Annotated in this window: 21 protein-coding genes and 1 pseudogene; 13 read left to right on the top strand and 9 right to left on the bottom strand. The window is 70.3% G+C overall.

Translation table 11 applies throughout. The features are described from left to right. The first annotated feature begins 298 nt into the window (after nucleotides 1-298). Nucleotides 299-1,618, top strand: a complete 1,320-nt coding sequence (locus A6035_RS10410; RefSeq protein WP_108849223.1) for a family 1 glycosylhydrolase — start codon at nucleotides 299-301, stop codon at nucleotides 1,616-1,618. Nucleotides 1,619-1,747: 129 nt separating this feature from the next. Here A6035_RS10410 and A6035_RS10405 read toward each other — a convergent pair whose 3' ends face one another. Continuing rightward, on the bottom strand, nucleotides 1,748-2,365 hold the full coding sequence (locus A6035_RS10405; RefSeq protein ID WP_108847722.1) for a TetR/AcrR family transcriptional regulator: 618 nt from the start codon (nucleotides 2,363-2,365) through the stop codon (nucleotides 1,748-1,750). Between the two features lie 140 nt (nucleotides 2,366-2,505). Here A6035_RS10405 and A6035_RS10400 point away from each other — a divergent pair, with 140 nt between their 5' ends. The 7 genes from A6035_RS10400 to A6035_RS10375 all read left to right on the top strand — a co-directional run bounded on the left by A6035_RS10400 (nucleotide 2,506) and on the right by A6035_RS10375 (nucleotide 7,842). Beyond that, the gene (locus tag A6035_RS10400; protein ID WP_108849222.1) at nucleotides 2,506-3,444 is read left to right on the top strand and encodes an alpha/beta fold hydrolase; all 939 of its coding nucleotides are present in this window, start codon (nucleotides 2,506-2,508) and stop codon (nucleotides 3,442-3,444) included. Between the two features lie 366 nt (nucleotides 3,445-3,810). Next, entirely contained in the window at nucleotides 3,811-4,209 is a 399-nt protein-coding gene (locus A6035_RS10395) for a GntR family transcriptional regulator (protein WP_108847721.1), read from the top strand. A 1-nt stretch (nucleotide 4,210) separates the two neighbouring features. After that, complete coding sequence (locus A6035_RS10390; protein WP_244192409.1) at nucleotides 4,211-4,915, top strand: ABC transporter ATP-binding protein; 705 nt, start codon at nucleotides 4,211-4,213, stop codon at nucleotides 4,913-4,915. Next, a complete protein-coding gene (locus tag A6035_RS10385) occupies nucleotides 4,912-5,793 on the top strand; it encodes a hypothetical protein (protein WP_108847719.1) in 882 nt (293 codons plus the stop codon). Before A6035_RS10390 ends, A6035_RS10385 begins: the two co-directional genes overlap by 4 nt. Nucleotides 5,794-5,930: 137 nt before the next feature. Then, on the top strand, nucleotides 5,931-6,401 hold the full coding sequence (locus A6035_RS18510; RefSeq protein ID WP_159149649.1) for a hypothetical protein: 471 nt from the start codon (nucleotides 5,931-5,933) through the stop codon (nucleotides 6,399-6,401). 23 nt (nucleotides 6,402-6,424) lie between these two features. Then, the gene (locus A6035_RS18685) at nucleotides 6,425-6,805 is read left to right on the top strand and encodes an excalibur calcium-binding domain-containing protein (RefSeq protein ID WP_244192408.1); all 381 of its coding nucleotides are present in this window, start codon (nucleotides 6,425-6,427) and stop codon (nucleotides 6,803-6,805) included. 191 nt (nucleotides 6,806-6,996) lie between these two features. After that, nucleotides 6,997-7,842, top strand: coding sequence for a Bax inhibitor-1/YccA family protein (locus A6035_RS10375; protein ID WP_108847717.1), 846 nt, complete (start codon nucleotides 6,997-6,999; stop codon nucleotides 7,840-7,842). A 112-nt stretch (nucleotides 7,843-7,954) separates the two neighbouring features. On the opposite strand, the gene A6035_RS18680 is transcribed toward A6035_RS10375, so the two are convergent. The 8 genes and pseudogenes from A6035_RS18680 to A6035_RS10340 all read right to left on the bottom strand — a co-directional run bounded on the left by A6035_RS18680 (nucleotide 7,955) and on the right by A6035_RS10340 (nucleotide 16,325). Further along, nucleotides 7,955-8,212, bottom strand: coding sequence for a hypothetical protein (locus A6035_RS18680; protein ID WP_235026556.1), 258 nt, complete (start codon nucleotides 8,210-8,212; stop codon nucleotides 7,955-7,957). A 65-nt stretch (nucleotides 8,213-8,277) separates the two neighbouring features. Next, nucleotides 8,278-8,556, bottom strand: a pseudogene (locus A6035_RS18675) (alpha/beta hydrolase-fold protein); the annotation flags it as partial. A gap of 543 nt (nucleotides 8,557-9,099) precedes the next feature. Next, on the bottom strand, nucleotides 9,100-10,320 hold the full coding sequence (locus tag A6035_RS10365) for an acetyl-CoA C-acetyltransferase (protein ID WP_108847716.1): 1,221 nt from the start codon (nucleotides 10,318-10,320) through the stop codon (nucleotides 9,100-9,102). 49 nt (nucleotides 10,321-10,369) lie between these two features. Beyond that, on the bottom strand, nucleotides 10,370-11,563 hold the full coding sequence (locus A6035_RS10360; protein WP_108847715.1) for an SGNH/GDSL hydrolase family protein: 1,194 nt from the start codon (nucleotides 11,561-11,563) through the stop codon (nucleotides 10,370-10,372). Further along, nucleotides 11,560-12,879 (bottom strand): McrC family protein, encoded by a 1,320-nt coding sequence (locus tag A6035_RS10355; RefSeq protein ID WP_235026557.1) that lies wholly within the window; start codon nucleotides 12,877-12,879, stop codon nucleotides 11,560-11,562. Before A6035_RS10355 ends, A6035_RS10360 begins: the two co-directional genes overlap by 4 nt. Further along, nucleotides 12,876-15,140, bottom strand: a complete 2,265-nt coding sequence (locus A6035_RS10350) for an AAA family ATPase (protein ID WP_108847714.1) — start codon at nucleotides 15,138-15,140, stop codon at nucleotides 12,876-12,878. Before A6035_RS10350 ends, A6035_RS10355 begins: the two co-directional genes overlap by 4 nt. A 92-nt stretch (nucleotides 15,141-15,232) precedes the next feature. Then, nucleotides 15,233-15,730 carry a transcription elongation factor GreA gene (gene greA, locus A6035_RS10345; RefSeq protein WP_108847713.1) on the bottom strand — a complete coding sequence of 166 codons (498 nt, stop codon included), beginning with the start codon at nucleotides 15,728-15,730 and terminating at the stop codon, nucleotides 15,233-15,235. Between the two features lie 136 nt (nucleotides 15,731-15,866). Beyond that, a complete protein-coding gene (locus A6035_RS10340; protein WP_108847712.1) occupies nucleotides 15,867-16,325 on the bottom strand; it encodes a DUF4307 domain-containing protein in 459 nt (152 codons plus the stop codon). Between the two features lie 136 nt (nucleotides 16,326-16,461). On the opposite strand from A6035_RS10340, the gene mca reads away from it, so the two are divergent. The 5 genes from mca (at nucleotide 16,462) to A6035_RS10315 (ending at nucleotide 22,513) form a co-directional block, all read left to right on the top strand. Beyond that, on the top strand, nucleotides 16,462-17,385 hold the full coding sequence (gene mca, locus A6035_RS10335; RefSeq protein ID WP_108849220.1) for a mycothiol conjugate amidase Mca: 924 nt from the start codon (nucleotides 16,462-16,464) through the stop codon (nucleotides 17,383-17,385). Continuing rightward, entirely contained in the window at nucleotides 17,382-17,708 is a 327-nt protein-coding gene (locus A6035_RS10330; protein WP_200836302.1) for a hypothetical protein, read from the top strand. The genes mca and A6035_RS10330 overlap by 4 nt, the downstream gene beginning before the upstream one ends. Before the next feature lie 91 nt (nucleotides 17,709-17,799). Then, nucleotides 17,800-19,719: a hypothetical protein gene (locus A6035_RS10325; RefSeq protein ID WP_108847711.1), complete on the top strand. Its 1,920-nt coding sequence runs from the start codon at nucleotides 17,800-17,802 to the stop codon at nucleotides 19,717-19,719. Beyond that, nucleotides 19,716-21,044 carry a hypothetical protein gene (locus tag A6035_RS10320; protein WP_108849218.1) on the top strand — a complete coding sequence of 443 codons (1,329 nt, stop codon included), beginning with the start codon at nucleotides 19,716-19,718 and terminating at the stop codon, nucleotides 21,042-21,044. The genes A6035_RS10325 and A6035_RS10320 overlap by 4 nt, the downstream gene beginning before the upstream one ends. 23 nt (nucleotides 21,045-21,067) lie before the next feature. Further along, entirely contained in the window at nucleotides 21,068-22,513 is a 1,446-nt protein-coding gene (locus A6035_RS10315) for a glycosyltransferase (protein WP_108849217.1), read from the top strand. Nucleotides 22,514-22,524 lie beyond the last annotated feature (11 nt).

Here is a 22,524-nt window from a genome sequence, read left to right as displayed (position 1 = left end):
GGCATGAGAGCGGGCGGACGCCGGCTCTCGTGGGAGGACGACGGTCATTCCATCCGGGCAAGATGTCCGAGAATTACGAGACTGCCGGTATTCGAATCGACGCTTCGGTGAACCGATGGTTACGGAACCCGCGGTCTCGGATTCCGTGCTGATCCGTGAATCCGCTCCCTACGGCGACGCGTCTTCCTATGGTCCTGTTATGGACATACGCTCCGAAAAGGTGAGTAATCCGGCGGCGGGCGGGCGGGCGTCGGCGTTCGTGAGGGCGTCGGGGCCCGCCGTGACGGCCGTGTCGGCGATGGCTGCGCTCGCAATGGCCACCGCGCCGCTGCCTCCCGCCGCCACCGCCGCCGCCGTGGACACCGGGCTCGCCGGCGGCGCCGCCGCGCCCGGCTTTCACTGGGGCGTCGCCACGTCGGGCTTCCAGGTGGAGGGTTCGAACCCCGACTCCAACTGGAAGCGGTACTCCGACTCTGCCGCGCCCGCCGGGCAGGCGGACCCCGTGGGCGACGCGGTGGACTTCTGGAACCGCTATCCGGAGGACATCGCGAACGCTGCGGCAATGGGCGTGAACACCTTCCGCCTGTCGGTGGAGTGGGCGCGGATCGAGCCCGCGCCGGGTCGGTACGACGATGCGGCGCTCGCGCACTACGACCGGATCATCGACACGATCCGTGCCCACGGCATGACACCGATGATCACCATGGTCCACTTCGTCTATCCGGGCTGGCTCGCCGACGAGGGCGGCATGCTGGCGCCGGGCGCGGCCGACGCGTTCGGCCGATTCGCCGACCTCATCACCGACCGATGGGCCGGCGACGGGACGCTCTGGGTGACGTTCAACGAACCCCTGGTGTTCTTCAAACACGAGATGACCATCGGGCGGGTGGGTCTGCCCGACTTCTCCCGTTTCCTCGACGCCGTGGTGGCCGCGCACCGGCTCGGCTACGCGGCCGCCCATCGCGCCGACCCGGACGCGATGGTCACGATGAACGAGGCGTATCTGCCACTGGCCACCGAGTTCACCGACACCCTCGTGTCCGACCGGGTCGCCGACGCGGTGGACTACGTGGGGATCGACTACTACTACGGCGTCGCGCTGAACAATTTCACCGCGGCCCACGCGGCGGTCGACGACTTCGCCGCGGTTCGCCCGCAGCCGGACGGGATCTACGAGGCGATTCAGCACTACGCGCGCTCGTACCCCGGGAAGCCGATCTACATCGTGGAGAACGGGATGCCGACCCGTGGCGGCGGCCGGGCGGACGGCATCGAGCGGGGAGACTTCCTGCGCGACACCGTCTTCTGGCTGCAGCGCGCGGTGGCCGACGGATATCCGGTGATCGGCTACAACCATTGGTCGCTCGTCGACAACTACGAGTGGGGCGACTACTCGGCCCGCTTCGGCCTGTACACAGTGGACGCGCTCAGCGACCCGGCGTTGACCCGGCGCCCGACCTCCGGGGTCGAGGCCTATCGCGAAATCATCGCAGCGGGGGGAGTGGAGCCCGGCTATCGCCCGGTGCTCCCGCCGGCGTGGTGCTCACTCGCGACAATTCCCGACAGCTGTCTGAACCCGGCCCGCGCCGACGGGCTGTTGGCGAAACTGCCGGAGTAGGAACTGGCCATACGCGACCGCTCAGGGGCCGTGAGGTGATCCGGGTGGGCGCAACGACGTCGTGCACGGACCCGGTCCCGCATTTGGGCACAGTCTCGGGCGGCCACGTCATTGTCTGTTCAGCCGCGGTTATCGGTCGTCTTCCGGGTCGTCCCAGCCCATCACGGCGATGATCGCGCGGGCGGCGGCAGCAGTGTCGTAGGCGGGGTCCTCCAGGAACTCGCGGACCACTGCGTCGATCATCCCGCCCGCCAGGATCGCCGCCGTCCGAATGTCGGATGGCCCCGGGGCGGGATCGCTGCTGGAGGTGGCCTCGCCGATCAGTTGGGCCAAGGGTTCCCATCGTGAGCGACCGGGAGGCCGGGATGGCTCGCCTGAGGCTGCGGCGGCCAAACCGGCCTGCTCGAGGGTTCGGGCGTGAGCGGGGTGCGCTGACAAGTGAGCGATCATCGCCCGCACGTAGACCGCCGGCGCCCGGGACGGGTCGGCATCCTCCACCTGCGCTGCGACCTGCTCGATGAGCAAGGCCAGAACGTGGTCGTAGGCGGCGTCGAGCACCGCGTCCCTACTCACGAAGTGGTAGATGACCGTTCCTTTGGCCACCCCGGCGGCGGCGGCGATCCGGGAGAGTGACGCCGCCGCATGCCCGCGGGCCGCTACGAGGTCGATCGTGGCGTTGATGATCTGCGCTCGCCGCAGGCGTTCGATGCGCGTCGGTGCATCGGTTCCGGGGGTGTACGCGGCCATGCGGAGATGTTAGCGTCACACTAAAGCTGACCGATCGGTCAGAGTTTGGAGACGTCGTGCAGGACGAGGCACCCACACACGAGGCGCAGCGCGGGGGCTCGGATCGCAGGCGGCCCAGACGCCGGTTCCGGGTCGGAGTCGTGGTCGCAACCGTGGCCGCCGTGGCGGTCGGGGCTGTGGCGCTCCGCGACCCGAGCCCGGTGGGGCACTGGAAATCCCGCGCCGGGTACGAGGAGTTCATGGCCGAGTACAACCGGGCCTGGGGGACGATGCCTGTCCCGGACGAGACGCTGGATGTGCGGACGGGGTTCGGGTTCGTCCGCGTCCACCGGTTCGACGCCACCACCGACTCGCCGGCGCAGGATCCGCTCGTGTTGTTGCCGGGGCGGTCCTCGCCCAGCCCGATCTGGGCGGAGAACATGTCGTCGCTTCGAGAACTGGCCGACGTGTATGTGCTGGACCTGTTAGGGGAGCCGGGGATGAGCGTTCAGGAGGTCCCGATCGAGGACAACGACGACATCGCCGCCTGGCTCGCTCAGACTCTGGACCGACTCCCGGAGGACCAGTTCACCCTCGTCGGTCTGTCGATCGGTGGGTGGACGGCCGTCACCACGGCTGCCCGGCGTCCCGAGAACGTGACCCGCTTGGTCCTGATCGAGCCCGCCCACACGTTCGCGTCCATCCCGTGGGGCACAGCGGTCCGGGCGATCCCCGCGTCGGTCCCGTGGTTGCCCCAGTCGTGGCGCGACTCGTTCTCTTCGTATACGGCAGGCGGCGCGCCGGTCGAGGATGAGCCGGTGGCACGGATGGTCGAGACGGCGATGAGCGGCTACTCGATCAGGCTTCCGCAGCCCGCTCTCATCCCCGAGGACGATCTCCGGGCATTGCCGATGCCGGTGCTGGCGATCCTGGCAGGGAACTCGGTCATGCACGACACCCGGGACGCGGCCTACACCGCCGAGCGCACGCTGCGTGCGGGCACCGTCATCGTGTACCCGGACGCGAGCCATGCGGTGGGTTCCGAGCATGCGGATGAAGTGGCGGAGGACATCGGCCGCTTCCTCGCAGAGCGGCCTTGACCTGGCTCGCGTGCCCGCCGAGCTTCCCGGCCGACCAACGCCGCCGGCCCGCCCGAGGGCGAAGGGATGCATGGCGCCGCCGGCGATCCGTTCTTGTCGATCGCCTCTGGCGATGTTGATCAGTGTGTCGCGGCGGCCGGCCCCTCGCGGAGTGCGGGGTCCGCCGCGTGCGGTCTGCGGGATCCGAGCGGCGAGCCGGTCGAGCCGCCACTGCGTGGGCCCGATGTCTAGTCGTCGTCCTCGCTCCGGATCCCGGTTCCGTCTTGCATCGGCGCTCGCCCGCGTGGCGCCGCCCTCTTGACGCGTCGCCCACGCGAATGTCACTGTATTAAGCACCTAATACAGCAACACGGAAGCGGGGCGACGATGCAGTTCGACACCGCGTCCCCGATCTGGGTGCAGCTCGTCGAGGAGTTCTCGCGACGCATCGTGACCGGGGACTGGGCGGCGGGCACCAAGATGCCCGGCGTCCGCGAGTTGGCGGCCGACCTGGGCGTCAACCCCAACACCGCCCAGCGCGCCCTCGCCGAACTCGAACGCCTCGAGCTGTGCCGGTCCGAACGGGCCACGGGGCGGTTCGTCACCAGCGACGAGGAGCGCATCGACGAGGTCCGCGCCGACCTCGCCACCGACGCCGCCAACGCCTACGTCCGACGCGTCCGCGGCCTGGGCATGACGCGCGACCGGGCCCGAGCACTACTCGAGAAGAGATGGGACAGCCATGACGACCACACCACTACCGATGCAGACACCGGAGATGCCTGACATGAACAAGCCCACACCACTTGTCGAGGTCTCCGGCCTCGCCATGCGCTACGGCCCCGTCACCGCCCTCGACGGGCTCGACCTCACGCTCGCCTCCGGGCAGATCGTCGGCCTGCTGGGCGAGAACGGGTGCGGGAAGACCACGCTGCTCAAGATCCTCGCGGGCGTGATGACCGGCTACACCGGCGACATCCGCATCGCCGGCCACGCCCCCGGCCCCGAGTCCAAGGCGCGCGTGTCCTTCCTGCCCGACACCAGCTTCCTGCCGGACCGCGCGCGGGTCAGCTACTGCCTGGACCTGTACGCGGACTTCTTCGCCGACTTCCGCCCCGAGAAGGCCCGCGACCTCATCGGCTTCTTCGGACTGAGCGAGTCCGCGCGACTCAAGGAGATGTCCAAGGGCATGCGCGAGAAGGTCCAGATCGCGCTGGCCATGTCGCGCGACGCGAGCGTCTACCTGCTCGACGAGCCGATCTCCGGCGTCGACCCGGCCGCGCGGCAACTGATCGTGGACGGCATCGTGCGCACTCTCTCCGAGGACTCGCTGCTGCTCATCGCCACCCACCTCGTGCACGACCTCGAACCCGTCCTCGACGCGGTGGTGATGATGCGCCACGGCCGCGTCGTGCTCTCCGGCGACGCCGACGACCTCCGCGGCGGCCGGGGTGCCAGCCTCGACCAGATCTTCAAGGAGACGTACCGATGACCGCGACCGCCGCGCCCCCCTCACCGTCGACCGGGGCCCCGAGGAGGGCGACGACGACGAGACTCCTCACGCACGAGTGGCTGCGCACGCGCGGTCCGCTCGGGACCCTCTTCGGGTTGATCGTGTTGATCGGGGTGCTGGGCAGCCTGCTCGGTGCCTCGGGATGGCCGGTGCTGTCCGAGTTCGGGCTGGCCGCGGGCATGCTCGCCGCGGTGATCGCCGTCCCGGCCGTCCAGCTGACCCTCGCCGCCGACTACTGGCGCTCGGGCTACGGCCGGACCGGGTACTTCACGCACTCCCTGCCGATACGCGGCTCCCGCATCTACTGGGCCAAGCTCGCCTGGGCGATGCTCGCGTCCCTGGCGGCCATTGTGCTCACCGTGATGCTCGCGCTGCTCGCGTGGTGGGCGAACGCCCAGCGCTCGGGCGGCTCGTCGCCGTCGTGGTCGACACTCACCGCCGCGTGGTCCACCGTCACCGACGTCACGCCGGGGTGGATGGTCGCGGCCGGCATCGCGCTGGTGTTCGGCTCGATCCTGGTGTGGCCGGTGCACTACTACTTCTCGATCTCGATCGGGCACGAGCGACGGTTGGCCGGGCTCGGGGCCGGCGGACCGATCGTCGTGTTCGTCCTCCTCTATGTGGCGACGCAGGCGCTGTCCCTGCTCGGGATGTTCCTGATCCCGCTCGGCGTGGGGGAGGCCGACGGCGAGACGCTGGGGATCGTCCGCTTCGACCTGTTCTCCGAGTTGGCCGCCGGGGCCTCCGCGAGCAACAACGTGATGCCCATAGGCTTCGTGATCGCGCTCGTCGTCCTCGCGGTGTTCTGCCTCTGGCGCACGGCGCGGTCCTGGAACCACAAGGTGGCGCTGGGCTGAGTCGGCCAGGGTGGTGCCGCGGCGCGAATAAGGGATTCTTTGCCGCGGCACCCGGGTCGGAGTAGTGTTCACATCCTCACGGCGAGAAGATCTCCGCCGCGGGTCCCTCCACTCCTTCCCCTCGAAAGACCCCGGACATGCCGATCGTCTCGCCCTCCATAGCCCACCCCACCCTCACCGAGCCGACGTACGTCCGGCCCCCGTTCTGGAAGCCGGTCCTCGCGTGGACCGGCGTGGTGACGGGCGGGCTCATCGCGGTGGCCGCGGTCGCCACGCTCGGCAGCGACGGGCTCACCTCGGTGGCCATGGCGCTGCTCGGTCTGGCAGCGGCGCTGCCGGGCGGCTGGTGGTTGTACTGCGAGCACAAGGACCGCGTCCGTGCCGAGGAGGACTTCCAGCTGGACCGGCAGGCGGTGCTCGCCGGCCAGACGATGGCCGGGTACGTCTCCCCCGACGCGCTCGGGCCGCTGACCTGGGACACCCCGCTGACCCCGTTCCGGCGGCGGTGGCCGTCGGTCGGATCCGGGACCGCCGCGCTGCTCGTCGGGTTCGTGGCGCTCATGGCCGCCGCGGGGCCCACACCGGTCCCGGCGGTCGAGCCGACGTGAGCGGTGCGGCGGCGACGAGCACGGTGACGTCCACCGCCCGGACCGCGGCGCCCACCACGACGGTCACCCAGACGGCCACGACCTCCGAGTCCACGGTGCCGGCCGCGGCCGGCGCCGAGTCGGAAGCCGCCCGCGAGCAGGCGGCCCGTGAGGAGGCCGACCGCGAGCGGGTCGCACGCGAGCAGGCCGCCGCCGCGCAGCGGCCGACCCAGCCCACGTACACGCCCGAGCCCCGGTCGACGTATGTGCCAGCGCCCGCACCGGTGGCCGAGCCGGCGCCGCAGTCGGCGTACTACGAGAACTGCTCGGCGGCCCGGGCGGCGGGCGCCGCACCGCTCTACCGCGGCCAGCCCGGGTACGCCTCGAAGCTCGACCGCGACAACGACGGGGTGGCCTGCGAATAGCGGTGCGAGCCGCCGGTGACGGGTCGGCAACGCTCATCGACGAACTCCGGCGCCCGGACTCCCGTCCAGGACCGCGCCCGCCGGGAACACTCGAGCGACCTCGCGCGTTGTAGAGGTACGAGTGATTCGTCGGTGAGCCGGCGGGGACTCTCGACCAACGACCTTCCCCGACACATTCCGAAGGGACCTCGATGCGCAGCAGCAGCAATCCGGTCTTCAGTTCCCTGTCCACGGACAGCGCCCGTGGCGCCACCCAGTTCGGTGCCGCCGGACGCGGTGCGTTCCAGCAGGGGCAGTACGGCCAGCCGGGCTACGGCGCCCAGGCCGGCTACGGTGCCCCGCAGTCCGCCGCCGACACGCGGCCCATGACCATCGACGACGTCGTCTCGAAGACGGGTATCACCCTCGGCGTGATCGGCGTCGTGGGCCTCATCGCCTACTTCCTGTCCGTCGACATGGGGCTCGCGATGCCGCTCCTGCTGGTCGGCGGCATCGGCGGGTTCGTCACCGTTCTCGTGGCCACCTTCGGCCGCAAGATGGACTCCGCGCCTGTCACCCTGATCTACGCCGCGTTCGAGGGCCTGTTCATCGGCGCGGTCTCCCACATCTTCACCTTCGACATCGCCGGTGCCGACGCCGCGGCGGTCATCGGTCAGGCGATCCTCGGCACCTTCGGCGTCTTCGCCGGCATGCTGTTCGTCTACAAGACCGGCGCCGTGCGCGTGACCCCCAAGTTCACCCGCTTCATGACCGCCGCCATCATCGGCGTGCTCGTCCTGATGGTGGGCAACCTGATCGGTGCGCTGCTGTTCGGCTTCAACCCGCTGCGTGACGGCGGCGTGATGGCCATCATCTTCTCGCTGATCTGCATCGGCCTGGCCGCGTTCAGCTTCCTGCTCGACTTCGACAACGCCGACCGCCTCGTGCGCGCCGGCGCCCCGGCCAAGATGGCGTGGGGCGTCGCGCTCGGCCTCGCCGTGACCCTGGTGTGGCTGTACGTCGAGATCCTGCGGCTGATGAGCTACTTCCGCGAGTGATCCGCACCTGACGCGGACCCGACCCGCGAACCACGACGGCCCCGGCTTCCCTGGGAAGGGAACCGGGGCCGTCGCCATTTCCGCGGCGGGCGGATCAACCCCGGCGGGCTGATCAGCCCCGGAGGGCGGGCTCGACGTACTCCCACCCGGCGTCCAGGTTCCGCGTGAAGGTCGCCCAGTTATGCAGGCCGGTGTCCAGATAGTCCGCGCGGTGCTCGATCCCGGCCCGGTCCAGCGCGCGCTCGAACGCCTTCGTGGCCTCGAGCGACCCTCGCTCGAGCACGATGCCGAACCAGAGGTTGTACACCTGGCCGCCGCAGTTCTCCGGGTCACCGGAGCCGACCACGCCGTTGCCGGCCGCGAGGTACACCGCCGCGCGGCCTGGGCCCCCATCGAGCTCCCCGCGATGGCGGACCTGCCGTTGGTGTCCAGCTCGTCGTCGACGATGGGCGGCAACTCCTCGGTGAGGAAGGTCTCCCACTTGTGGTTACCCAGGGCCGGGTCCTCCTTCTCCCAGTCGGAGTAGTAGGACGCGTACGCGCCCGCCGGGTTGACCAGGTGGACGTTCTCGTCCGCCATCACCTCGTGGATGTCCGCGACGTGGTTCCAGCCCGTGCTGTACTCGGGAGCCCCGACCCCGTCGAGCATGTACAGCACCGGAGCCGCCCACTCGCCACGGGACCGGACGACCTCGACGGTGACGACGCGCTGCATGGCGGCGGACTGGACGAACGTCCATCGCAGCCACGGGCCAGAAGGGTGGGCGTCCGCGCGCCGGGTAAAGCATTGGCCAGGCGCCTGCTCGTGTCGTGCCCTGTGCGCCGTGCCCCGGGGCGGTGCGCCTCGTGCCCGTGCAGCGCGGCAGCGTATCTGCCCCTAGGTGTGCTGCGCGTATGACCCGCGCTGGCGAAATGTCCGGATCTGAGGCGGGTGCGCTGGCGCTGGGGACCAACGAGCCAGCACAGGTCAAGGACGCAGCGTGAGTCCGGGCAGTCGCGCTGCCTCATTGCCCGCTGCTCGTAAGTCCGAGCAGTCGCGCTGCCGCGTTGTCCGCTGCCGACCGCTGGCTACGCGTCGGCGATCGGGCGAGGAAGCCCTGCGCCCGCCGAAGCGAGCCCCGGGCGCCTGCTCAACGAGAAGAGCGTTCCGCCCACGTCCCTCTCGGGAAATGTGGGCGGAACGCTCTGCGCGATGTGCGCGATGCGGGTGACGCGAGAGCGGTGGCCGCCCGCGTGGCCCCGCGTCAGGGGCGCGGGATCAGCTGAGGCGCTCGACGATCATCGCCATGCCCTGGCCGCCGCCGACGCACATGGTCTCCAGACCGAACTGCTTGTCGTGGGTCTGCAGGTTGTTGAGCAGCGTGGCGGTGATGCGGGCGCCGGACATGCCGAACGGGTGGCCCAGCGCGATCGCGCCGCCGGAGACGTTGACCTTGTCCTCCTCGATACCGAGCTGACGGATCGAGCCCAGAACCTGGACGGCGAAGGCCTCATTGAAGTCGACGAGGTCGATGTCGTTGACGCTCATGTTGGCTCGGCCGAGGGCCTGCTTGACGGCCTCGACCGGGCCGAGGCCCATGATCTCGGGGGACAGGCCGGACACGCCGGTGGAGACGATGCGGGCCAGCGGGGTCAGGCCGAGTTCCTTGGCCTTGGTGTCGCTCATGATCACGAGGGCGGCGGCGCCGTCGTTGAGCGGGCAGCAGTTGCCGGCGGTGACGGTGCCGTCGGGACGGAAGACCGGGTTGAGCTGCGAAATCTTTTCGTAGGTCGTGCCGGCGCGCGGGCCGTCGTCCTTGGTGACCACGGTGCCGTCGGGCATGGTGACCGGCGCGATCTCGCGGTCGAAGAAGCCGGACTCGATGGCCTTCTCGGCCAGGTTGTGCGAGCGCACGCCCCACGCGTCCTGATCCTCTCGGGTGATTCCCGTGATCTGCTGGACGTTCTCGGCCGTCTGGCCCATGGCGATGTAGACGTCCGGTACGTCCCCGGCCTCGCGCGGGTCGACCCAGGTATCGGCCCCGCCCTCGGCGCGCTTGGCGGTGCGGTCCATGGCGTCGAAGAACTTGGGGTTCTTGGTGTCCGGGATGTGGTCGGAGGTGCCCTTGGCGAAGTTGGAGACGGTCTCCACGCCAGCGGAGATGAACACGTCGCCCTCACCGGCCTTGATGGCGTGCATGGCCATGCGGGTGGTCTGCAGCGAGGAGGCACAGTAGCGGTTCACGGTGGTGCCGGGCACGGTGTCCAGGCCCGAGAGGACGGACACGACGCGCGCCATGTTGAAGCCCTGCTCGCCGCCCGGCAGGCCACAGCCCAGCATGAGGTCGTCGATCTGGGTGGGGTCGAGCGAGGGGACCTTGTCGAGCGCGGCCTTGACCATCTGGGTGGCCAGGTCGTCGGAGCGGATACCGACGAGGGATCCCTTGTTGGCGCGCCCGATGGGGGAGCGGGCGTACGAGACGATCACGGCTTCCGGCATGGAAGACTCCTTTGTGTCTGGTGGCTGCTTCGTGTGTAGCAGGTGAGAGTCAGGTCTGGTCGGTCGGTTCGTCCGGGCGGGGGTCGTCCCGGGTGAGGCGTGCCAACCGGAGGATCCGGCTCCGTCGCCGGAGGGTGTCCGCGGCCTCGCGGGCATCCCCCGTGCTCTCCGGATCGACGTCCACGTCCTCATTATGCAGGAACGCGTTCTCCTCCTCGTCGTCCGTGTCCTCGTGGGTGCGGACGAAGTCGGTGAGGCGTTTGGTCAGGCGGGCGACCACCGACTCGCGGTGCTCGGCCGCCTCCGCGCGCTCGCCGGCGTCGGTAGGCTCGGCGGCCTCGGCGGCGCCGTCCGCGGCCTCGAGCGACGCGGCGGCCTCGGCGGCATCCTGCGGCAGATGCTCCTCGGGCACCTCGTCCCACACTCCCAGCGCCACACACACCGCGGGCAACAGCAGGCCGGCGGCGAGCTCGTAGCCGGCCGAGTTCGGGTGGAAGCGGTCGGGGGAGAACAGGCTCTCGCCGCGGCGGTGGAACTCGGGAGCCAGGGTCTCGGCCAGAGACACCGGGACGCCCCCGGCCCGGCGGACCTGCACGGCCTGCGCGGCGGCCAGTCGCCGGCTGAGCGTGGCCATGACCGACCGCAGCGGCTGCGGCACCGGCTTGATGATGCCCAGATCGGGGCACGTGCCCACCACGACGTGGGAGCCGCCCTCGCGTAGGGCCTGCACGGCCTCCCCGACGCGGCGGGCCGACGGGCCGATCGCGTTGCGCGAGGTGATGTCGTTGCCGCCGACGAGGATCACGGAGATGTCCGGCCGGCCGTGCGCGACCTGCATCGCCTCGACCTGCCCGGCCAGCCCCTTGGAGGTGGCGCCGACGATCGCCTTGATGCTCAAGCGGACGTCCCAACCGGCCTCCTCGGCGAGGCCTCGGGCCAGCAGAACACCCGGCAGTTCGTCGGGGGAGTCGGCGCCCAACCCGGCGGCCAGCGAGTCGCCGAAGACCATCATGTGGACGTCGCACGTCATCCCCGGCCGCCACGGATCGGGAGACGGCGCCCCTGGGCGGTACAGCCCGTCGCCGTCGTAGGGGCGGGAGGTGGGCTTCGGGATCACCCGACGGGCGATCCTGGCCTGCTGTGCGAGCACCTCGTACGCGCCGCGATACGCGCCGACCGTCCCCACCGCCGCCAGCGCGAGACTCACCATGAGTCGGCGGGCGGGATCATCGGCGTCGCTCATCTGGCGTGTCGTCTCCCTTCCGTGCGGTGGCGGGCGGCGGGCGCACACGCGAGGGTGCGCGCGTGCTCGGCCAACTCGACGATAGCCCGACGGCTGTCGGCCGGGCCGCCGGAGAGGTCGACGGGGTACTCGACGATCGAGATGTCTGTGTGCACGATCCGCCGCGGCTGGGGGAAATCGTCACGCCGCTGGGCGGGGTACACCAGGTACGCGCGGTTTACGCCGAGCGCCGTGCAGGCGGCCAACAGCCGGTAGTGCTCGGCCGCGCGGGTCCGGCGGTCCGTGGGATAGGTCGGTACGAACGTGGTGACCGGCTCGCCGTCGACCTCGTACACCAACCCGGTCCGCACGGAGATGTGGTCACCGTCCCCGGCGGGCGCGCGGTGACGACCGGACGGGGCGTCGCCGTCGGCCTCGGTACCGGAGTCCAGATTGACGACGGGGTTGTGCAGCAACCGCCCGCTCCGCCCGTCGAGGGCGGCGCTCAGCTCGGCCTCCACGTACCGTCCGAACAGCTCCGGCATCTCGGTCACGAACGCCGCCGACGCCGCGTGGCCGTCCTCGACCTCCACCGAGATGCGCCGCACGATGCGGTCCGCCAACGACAGCGCGTCCTGGTACCGGGCGTTGAGCCGGCTCGGCGTCCATGCGGGCACCGGCGCGCCCTGCGGGATGAGCGAGGCGTCGGACAGTCTCGCGTCGACCATGGCGAGCCGTCGGCGGGTCGCGTCGGGCAGCTCGGACAGGAACTGCAGGCGGTGCGCGGCTGTGCGCAGGATGCGATTCTCGGCGATGTCCGGCGTGAACTCCGAGTAGGTCACCTCCAGCGGGATGGTCATGCCCGGGTGGCGGCGGATCTGGTCGCCGAGCCGGATCCTGCCTCGCACGGTGGTCAGCGCCTCGTCGACCCTGCGGTATCCCCGCAGTAGCCCGGCGGCCAACGCCTGGTGCGCGAGCCGGGCCATCGACTCGGCGACGGAGGACCACAGCTCGTCGTCGTCCCGCGCCGGCACGGCCGAGGAGAGGAACGCGTCGTCGGCCGCGTGGTCCAGTAGGAAGAACAACTGCGTCAGCCCGAGGCTCGCAGCGGGCAGGACCCGCACGGACAGGCCCTCGACCCGCACCGACCCCACGGCCCCGCTGGGGATGAGCCGCCACGTGTCGCGACCGGCGGGCAGGACCTCCACCAGTCCGGTCTGCGAGAGGTGCTGCGCGCCCTCCCAGCTGAGGGTGACGAGCCGGCCCCGGCGGTCGAACTCGTCGAACTCCAGGGCCATCAGCTCGGACGCCCCCGGACCCGTCGAGATCGTGGTCACGCCCGCCCGATCTTGCGGCGCAGTGCCGCCAGGCCGAACCGTTCGTGGACCTCGGCCCGGGTGAGTCGCCCGTAGTAGTGCTCTTCGAGTAGCGGTAGCAGGTCGTACCGCCAGATCGCCTCGAGGCCGCCGGGTTCGGTGGCCTGGTCCTTCATGAAGTACGACGGCCCGATCCGCAGGTCGCGGTCGGAGTCGTCGATCTCCGAGTTGAGCGCCTCGAGCAGCTCCGCCGGCTCGGTCGACGCGCCGCGCGCCTCGAGGTGACGGCGCAGCACACCGGCGACCGGCGGGGTGTCGGGATGCAGTTCCATGAACGCGAAGCGGCGCCGGATGGCCGCGTCGACCATGGCGATCGAGCGGTCCGCAGTGTTCATGGTGCCGATGATGAACAGGTTGCGCGGCAGCCGGAACGACGTGTCGGGGGAGTACTGGGGCAGGACGGTGCGGTCGCGGTACTCGAGCAGGAAGTACATTTCGCCGAACACACGCGCGAGGTCGGCGCGGTTCATCTCGTCGATGATGAGGAAGCTCGGGTGCTCACGACCCGACTCGGACGTCGCGCGCGCGGCCTGCCGGCGCAGCGGCCCGGCCTGCAGCGCGAAGCCCGGCTGACCGGACTCGGTGAGGGTGGGGCGGTAGCCCTCGAAGAAGTCCTCGTAGGCGTAGCTCGGGTGGAACTGCACCAGCTGGACGCGGCTCGGGTCGTCGGGACCGGCGAGGAAGCGCGCGAGCTCCTGGGCGAGATACGTCTTGCCTGTACCGGGCGGGCCGTAGAACACGATCTGCTGACGCTGCTGCAGCGTGTCGACGATCTCCTGAAGCTCCTTGCGCGGCATGTGCAGGCCGTCGGCGAGCTCGTCGGTGACCTCGGGCAGCGTGGGCACCGCGCCCGCGGCGGGGGCCTCCGCGACCTGCGACTCGGCGGAATGGCGCCCCGGGTGCATTGCCGACAGCAGCGCGTCGAGCCCGTCGGTGAGGTCGACGACCGTGCCGGGCTCGCCGATCAGCTCGGACAGGGGGCTCGGCAGGGACTCGAGATCCAGGGTGACGGAGCTCCACAGCACGGATCGCTCGAGCTGCTGCCCGCCGTCCTCCACGTAGCCGAGGTCGTCGGTGAGGGTGCCCAGGTGCAGCTTGGCGTCGGCGACGGTGGCCACCACGTCCTGCGGGCTCATCCGGGACAGGAACGTGTGCAGCTCCGCGGTGAGCTGGAAGCGTGCCTGGTAGTCCAGGTGCGGGTAGCCCTGCTCGACGGCCTGGGAGACCTCCAGCCGGCTGGCGTGGGCGGGGATGCGCGGCAGGTGCGAGGCGGGCAGCGCGATGCGGTTCTGCGCGACCCACTGCCCGGACTGGCCGACGCCGCCCCGGCCGGGCCGCACGAGCCACGCGCGGCGGGAGTGGTCGTCGCGGTGCCGCTGCCACTGGTTGGCCACGGAGCCGCGGTACCAGTCGACCGGCTGACCGAGCTGCGCGGACAGCACCTCGGAGATCCGGTGCAGGTCCTGGTCGATGTCGAGCTCGTCGATACCGGACGGCCCGCCGATGAGGTCGGCGAACGCGTCGCGGATCCGCGTCTTGTGCTCGTGCTTGACGACCGGCTGGAAGTGGCCGGGCCACACCATGTACTGGAGGCTGTAGCGGATGGCCCGCCAGTCGCCGGGCGTCGAGCGGGCGGCCCGCTGGAACTCCCACGGGTCGGACAGAGCGGCGTCGCGGACGGAGGCGTCGAGCTCGGCCCAGTGGATGATGAACGAGCACAACCAGCGCAGGTGCTCCCGCATCTGCACGTTGAAGCCGAGGCCGCCGGTCAGCGGGCCCTTCTCGGTGAGGACGTCGTCGAGGTCGGCGGGGATCTCCGGCGCCTCGTCCGTCCAGGACAGCACGTCGCGGACGCGGCCCCGCTTGAGGCGCGCGGTGACGGTACTCAGCGGCAGCTGCTGGATGTACAGCAGCTCGGCGGCCAGCAGCACCACCGGGCGCGGGGCGCCCTCGAGCTGGTCGTGCAGCGCCTGCATGACGGGGGAGCGGGTCGACCCGGGCGCTGCCACCCCGGTCGGGCCCGCCCCGCCGCCCGCGGCGCCGTCCTCGGGGTCGGCGTCCAGGCGGCGGGCGAGCTCCTCCGCGACCTCGGGGGTCCAGGTGTAGAGATCGTCCTCGAAGGGTGACTGGCCGGTCCGGAGTGCCGGACCCAGGACCCTCGCTGCGGCCGCCTCGATCGTCGGGGCAGGGCCGTGGGGCCTGTCCTGGGAACCGTCTGACACGTTGGAACTCCTGCTACGCCGGCGCTGGTTCGGGCGCGTCTGGGCGACCCGACATTCGTGAAGAACCTACCACCGGGGTCGGACGGAGCAGGTCAGCTCTGGTACGGCTCCGCGGTGACGATGGTGACGGAGACCTTCTTGCCGTTGGGGGCGGTGTACTCGCGGGTCTCGCCGTTCTTGGCGCCCAGCACGGACTTGCCGAGTGGCGAGTCGGGCGAGTAGATCTCGAGGTCGTCCTTACCGGAGCCCTCGCCGCGGGTGCCGATGAGGAAGGTCTCCTTGGTGTCCTCGTTGCCGTTGTAGTACGCGCGGACGACGGAGCCGATGAGCGCGACGCCGGACTCGGTGGGCGTCTCGCCGACCTGGGCGTTGGCCAGCAGGTCGTCGATTGTGCGGATCCGCGCCTCCTCCTGGCCCTGCTGCTCGCGCGCGGCGTGGTAGCCGGCGTTCTCCTTGAGGTCGCCCTCCTCGCGCCGTTCGTTGATCTCGGCGGCGATGACCGGACGGTTGGCGATCAGCGCCTCCTTCTCGGCCATGAGGCGGTCGTACGAGTCCTGGGTCAGCCAGTGGACCTGGGTGTCGTTCGCCATGAGCGCACTCCAATCTGTTCGCGTGCGTGATGTAAGAAAAACACGGCCCCGCGAAACCGGGAGCCGTGCTGAAGCGCCAATATTAACACAGACATCGCCCGCGCGAGGGCGGCGGTGGACCGGTCGTCGGGCCGCTCTACCTGCGCAGGTAGTCGGGGACGTCCTCGCCGCAGCCGTAGACGTCGGCGATGAACGCGCGGTCGGTGGTGAACACGGACGCGGTGATCTCGACCGTGCCGTTCTGAGACGGCGGGACGTAGACCTCACGCCGGCCCAGTTCGCCCTTGGACTCCTCCTGGGCCCGGATGATGCAGTACGCGGGCGTGCCCGGCTCCTCGCGAGTGACGGTGAACGTGAGGTCGACCCGGCCGGAGTCCACGACCTCCACGCCGGTCGCCTCGCCCGAGATGTCCGGCGTCTGGTTGAGGCGGTACATGGTCACCACGCCGGCCACCAGGAGGGCGCCCACGAGGAGGACGAGGAGAACGGCGACGACCTTGCCGGCCAGGCCCGAGCCGCGATCGGCGTCGGCGTACCGGTCGGCGGGCGGCCTCGCGGGGCGCTGCGACGGGGCGTGCGACCTCGGCTCACTCATGGGGTCAGGGTATCCGGGCGCGTCGGCAACGGTGGTCGGGGGTCCGCCGGGGCACGGGCCGGGGGCACGGCGCGCGGCGACGCCCATAGAATGGTGCGGTCCTTCACTCCCTCGAGAAGAACGGCAGGTGCTCGCGATGGCCGGTCTGCGGCTGATGGCGGTCCACGCCCACCCCGACGACGAGTCGTCCAAGGGGTCGGCGACCATGGCCAGGTATGTCGCGGAGGGCGTCCACGTGCTGGTCGAGACGTGCACCGGGGGAGAGCGGGGCGACATCCTCAACCCTGCGATGGACCGCCCGGACGTCACCGCGGATCTGCCCGCGGTGCGGGTGCGCGAGATGGCGCGCGCCGCCGACATCCTGGGCGTCGACCACCACTGGCTGGGCTTCGTGGACTCGGGGTTGCCCGAGGGGGACCCGTTGCCGCCCCTGCCGGAGGGGTGCTTCGCCCTGGCCGACGACGACGAGGTCACCGAGGCCCTGGTCCGCAGGATCCGCGAGTTCCGGCCCCACGTGATGATCACCTACGACGAGAACGGTGGTTATCCCCACCCGGATCACCTGAAGGTGCACTCGGCGTCGATGGCCGCCTACGAGGCCGCCGCGGACCCGACCCGGTATCCGGACGCGGGCGAGCCGTGGGCCATCGCGAAGGTCTACTACACGCACGGCTTCCCCCGGCGCCGCCTCGAGCTGCTCGACGAGGAGCTGTTCGCCCGCGACGGCGTACGCCACTTCGACGAGTTCCTGTCCCGCTGGAAGGACCGTCCGGACGTGATGGAGCGGGTCACCACCCGGGTGGAGTGCGCGGACTACTTCGAGCAGCGCAACTCGGCCCTCTTGGCGCACGCCACGCAGATCGACCCCAACGGATGGTTCTTCGCCGCGCCGGTGGAGATGCAGCAGCGGGTGTGGCCGACCGAGGAGTTCGAACTGGCAGCCAGTCGGGTGGGCTTTCCTCAGCTCGGTGAGGGAGAATACGAGACAGACCTCTTCGCGGGAGTCGATCCGTCGGTCGAGCTCCCGGTCGGACCGAGCATGAGTGAGGACCCGAGATGATCACCCTGGGACCGGACGTCCAGATCCTGGCGTACGAGTCGGCGATGATCTTCGCTCAGAACCAGTCGCCCGGCACCCCCGGGTACAACGACAACCCGGTCGGCCCCGAGTTCGGCAAGGCCTCCCCGCTGGGCATCCCGCTGGTGCTGTTGCTCCTCATCGCCACGGTGCTGCTCGTGCGCAACATGAACAAGCACATCAAGAACCTGCCGGAGAGCTTCGACGCCGCGCACCCCGAGCCTGACCAGCTCGCCGACGAGGGCACCGACCGCGCGGGCGTGCCGCCGCTGACGCGGGACGACGGGTTGCCCGACCTCCGCTGACGGTCGCACGGATCGGCGGAACCCGGCCCGGGCCCGACTTCACGCTCTCTTTGCGGGTGTTCACGGGCCCGGAGCGGTAGCGTGACCCCTCGTGTTCTCGCTTCGCGACCTGCGTGTCCCCGCGTCCCTCCTGCTGGCTCTCTCCTTGGCGTTCCCCACGCCCGTGGCCGCCCAGACCGTCGTGGACGGCGTGAGTCTCGGGGTGGCCGAGGTATTGGAGTTCCGCGACCGGAGCGCCGAGGTCGCCGTTCCCATTCCGGTCCCCGCCGGGCTGACTCCTCGGACCCTGTCCACGACGGTGCAGTTTCCCGTGGACCTCGAGCGCGGACACCTCGAGGCGTGGTCGGGCGATCTGCTCCTGGACCGGATCGAGCTGGACGGCGCGGAGGACACGGTCCGGCTGGACATCCCGCTCGTCGGGGCGCGGATCCGCAGCGGTGTGCTGGACCTGACCCTTCGGACGGTTCTGCACTCCCGGGGTGAGGTGTGCCCGGACTGGAGCGACAGATCCCTCGTCCTGCGTGACTCGGAGGTCGACTTCGAGGGCGAACCGGAACCTCCCCGTGTTCTGGCGGACTTCATCCCCTCGGTGGTTGACCGGCTGGAGATCTACCTGCCAGACGAGCCGAGCATCGCCGAGGCCGAGGCCGCCGCCCAGCTGGCCACGACGTCAGCGGCGGCGTTCGGACGGCGCGGAATGGACATCGAGGTCCTCCCGGCATCCGGCCCCAGGGCTCCGACCGCCACGCCGTTCACTCGGCGGGCGGAGATCCGGGAATCCGACCAGACCCGGATCGAGTTGACCGATGAGGAGGTCCCCACCGCGATCATCTCGGGCGACGCCGCCGCCCTCGCCCGGGAGACGAGATCGGTGTCGAGCGACCTCTGGTCCCTGGCGGTGGCGGGTTCGGCGACGCTCAATTCGTCCGCCCCGGCGCCGCGAGCACTCGTGACCGAGGGCACCCTGGACGAGCTTGGAATCGGTTCGCGCTCCGCCCGATCCGTCGGAACCGTCTCGGCCGCGTTCGGACTGGATCAGACCTCCCTGGCCAGGGTGAGTGGAGACGTGACGATCGACCTGGTGGGGACGTACTCGCCTCCCCCCTCGGATCGCAGTGGCCTGATCGTGGTGACCGCGGGACAGACCGTGCTCGATTCCTGGACCGCCGATCAGGCCGGGATCATCGAGCGCACCGTCACCGTTCCCGCCGGGGCGCTGGGCAGGTACACCGACATCTCGGTGTCCCTCCAGACCGCGGGGGCCGGCGCCGCGTGCGGTGTGCTCCAGCCGTTGACGATGATCCTCGACGGATCGTCGCGCGTGCAGATCTCCGAGCCGACCTCTCCCGCCCCCGCCGGGTTCGACTCCCTGCCCCAGGCTCTGATGCCGCGGATGCAGGTGGCCACCGCGAGCGGTTCCCTGGACGACACCGCCCGGGCGGTGACGATCCTCGCCGAACTGCAGGCGCTGTCCGCCTCCCCGCTCCTGCCGGAGTGGGTGCCGATGGACGTCCTCCTCGACGGGAACGTGCCGGGTCTCCTGGTGACCTCGGAATCAGCCCCCTCGCAGCTCGACCTACCACTCACCCTGACCAGCGGACGCACACTCGAGGTGATGGGGGCCCAGGAGGGCGAGCCGGCGACCCTGCGGTTCTACGAGGACATCGACTTCGCGTCGATGCAGGTCGTCGAGGACGGTGACCGGGCGCTGCTGGTGGCCTCCACGAGCTCGGGCTCCGGCGAGCTCGACCGAACCCTTGAGTGGCTCAGCAGGGAGCAGGAACGCTGGTCGATGCTCACCGGGAACGTCCTGTTCACGGCACCCGGCCGCGAGCCGCTCGAGCTCTCGACCGCCGAGGCCGTCGAGGTGGAGGCAGCGGACCCCGCCTCCACCAACGGGGTCAACACGGCCCTGCTCGTCGGCCTGGTGGTCACCGTCGCCGGGGTCGGAATCGCGGGACTCGTGTGGGCGGTCGCCCGTCGCCGCCGTCGGGTCAGCTCCGGGCGGTGAGCCCCGGCTACGACCACGCGGCGCGGTGGGCCCTGCTCACGGCGATGCTCGCGGCCGGGTTCCACGAGACCTGGATACGGGTGGCGCGCGAGCAGGCTACCGGCGCGGGTAGTGCCGTGCTCCTCGCGCCGGTCCTGGGTGCCGCGCTGGCTGCGGTAGCACTCAACGTGCGTCGGCGGCCCGAGCTGCCGATCCACGACCGACAGAGCGACAAGATCGCCGGCACGATCATCCTGACCGTCGCCCTCATGGTCCAGTGGCTGGTCCTCCCACGGTATTCCGGGACATACCCCCTGCTGCACCTGGACGTGCTCGCGGCGTGGGTCTTCCTCCTGGGAGGCTGCGTCTTCCTCTTCGGGCTCCGCCGCACCGGCTCATACTGGCCGGCATGGATCGTGTTGCTCGCGGTTCCGCCCGGGGCGGTCCGTCTGGTCTCGTACGGGCTCGGTGGTGGCGCCGTGGCCCAGGCCGCGGTGGTGCTTCTCGTCGGACTGGCGGTTCCGGCGGCGGTGGCGACGCCGCCGGTGGTCCGGCGGGTGCGCCGACGGGCGGGGGGTGGCGCCGACGGCGCTGCCGACCCGGGTGGTGAGCGGCCTGCCCCCCGGAGCGCTGTGGTCTCTCGGCGGGAGGCGTGGCGAAGCGCGCCCCTGCTCGTCGCGGTCGCCCTGGTACTCGCGCTGGCCCCGCTGCCTCCGGCCATCTCCGAGCGAGTGGCGCAGGGCCCTCCTCCCGTAAACGGGCCGGGCCAGGCGATCCCGTCGGGGTGGCAGGAAACAGAAACCGTGGACTACTCGTGGGCCGGTCGGATGTTCGGCCCGACCGCCACCCTCTCGCGCCAGATGATCCGTGCCACCCGCGTCCGGGCGGACTGGGACAAGCTCCTGCGTCCGCGGGTCGCGGCCGTGCAGTCACTGACCGTGGCCAGCACCGGGGTGCTCGAGTTGTTCCCACTCGAGATGACCTTCGACCTGAGTGCCGCCCGGATCAGTCCATCGCGGACGGTGGACCTGGGTCATGAGGTTTCCGCACGGTACCGCACCGTGATCGACGACGAGAATTTGTTGACCTGGAGTCTCATGACGTTCGCGTGGACGCGCGGGGACGACCGCGTGCAGAGGGTCACGCTGATCACCGTGGACAACCACGAGTACGATGCGCAGTTCCCGCAGACCGTTCCCGGCACCCGGTCCACGTTCTCGCGCCTGGTCAACCTGTTGCTGCGGGGATCCGGGGCCGTGACCGACACCCATCCTCAGGACAAGGACCTCGCCATGCTCACAGAACTCGGGACCGAACTGGTGAGTGCGCAGTGGGCGCGAGCATGAACGCGGATCAGTCGCACGCCGAGATGCCGCCCACGGACCTTCCGCCGACCCCGGAGGAAGCGCGCAGCGCGGCAGCGCTGCACGACGCCGTCCACGGGTTGTTCGAGCGAGACCCGCTGGCCTCCGCGGCGGTACCGTTCATGCCCTGGCAGAAGTGGACCGGGCTCGCCGCGCTCGCCGTGGTGGTCCTCGCGTTGGTCCTGGTAACCACCCCCACGCTCATCGCGCTGACCGCGGTGAGCACTTTCGTTTATCTGATCACGCTGGCGGACCGGTTGTTGCTGCTCAGCAGGGGGTTGGCCAGGGACTCGATCCTGCACGTGGAGGACGATCGCGCCCGCGCCGTGGGCGACGAGGAACTGCCCACCTACACGGTCCTCGTTCCGGCCTACAACGAGCCCGAGGTGATCGCCGACCTCATTGACGCGGTGAGTTCGATCGATTATCCGGCCGACAAGCTGGAGGTCCTGCTGCTACTCGAGGCGGACGACGACGTCACCATCGACGCCGCCGAGGCCGCCGGCCTCGGGCAGGTCTGCCAGATCCTCCGGATCCCCCCGGCCGACCCCCGCACCAAACCCAAGGCCTGCAACTACTCCCTGCACTACGCCACGGGCGAGATCGTCACCATCTTCGACGCCGAGGACCGTCCCGACCCGCTTCAGTTGCGCCGGGTTGCGGTCGCGTTCGCCGAGCTCGACGACGACGTGGCGTGCGTCCAGGCGAAGTTGGCGTTCCACAACGGGTCGCAGAACTTGCTCACGGCGTGGTTCACCGCCGATTACGCACTGTGGTTCAACTTCCTCCTGCCCGGGCTGATGAAGTCCAGCTCGCCGATCCCGCTGGGAGGCACCTCGAACCACATCAAGGCGGACGTCCTGAGAGACATCGGCGCGTGGGATCCGTACAACGTCACCGAGGACGCCGATCTGGGGGTGCGGATCGCCGCCCGCGGGCACCGGACGGCCGTACTCGACTCGACCACCCTCGAGGAGGCCAACCCGGATCCCATCAACTGGATCAGGCAGCGATCCCGCTGGTACAAGGGGTATCTTCAGACCTGGTTGGTGCACATGCGCCGGCCGGTCCAGTTGTGGCGCACCCTCGGCACGGTGAGCATGTTTCGCTTCACCACCCTCCTCGCCGGGACTCCCGTGATCGCCTGTCTCAACATGGTGTTCTGGCTGGTGACGCTGTCCTGGATTCTCGGGCAGCCGGGTGTGATCGAGGAGGTCTTCCCGGCCTACGTGTACTTCCCAGCGCTGATCTGCCTGGTGCTCGGCAACGCCGCGATCCTCTACTCCAACCTCATCGCGTGCCGGGAGACCGGCAACTCCTCGTTGTGGTGGGCCTGCCTGACGGTTCCGCTCTACTGGGTCCTGATGTCGATCGCCGCGATCAAGGGCACCTACCAGCTGTTCGCCAACCCCTCCTACTGGGAGAAAACCGTTCACGGGTTGGCGTCATGAGCAGGCCGGCG

It is taken from the genome of Dietzia lutea (assembly GCF_003096075.1).
Classification (GTDB): Bacteria; Actinomycetota; Actinomycetes; order Mycobacteriales; family Mycobacteriaceae; genus Dietzia; species Dietzia lutea.
This window is presented reverse-complemented; position numbering and strand designations above follow the sequence as displayed.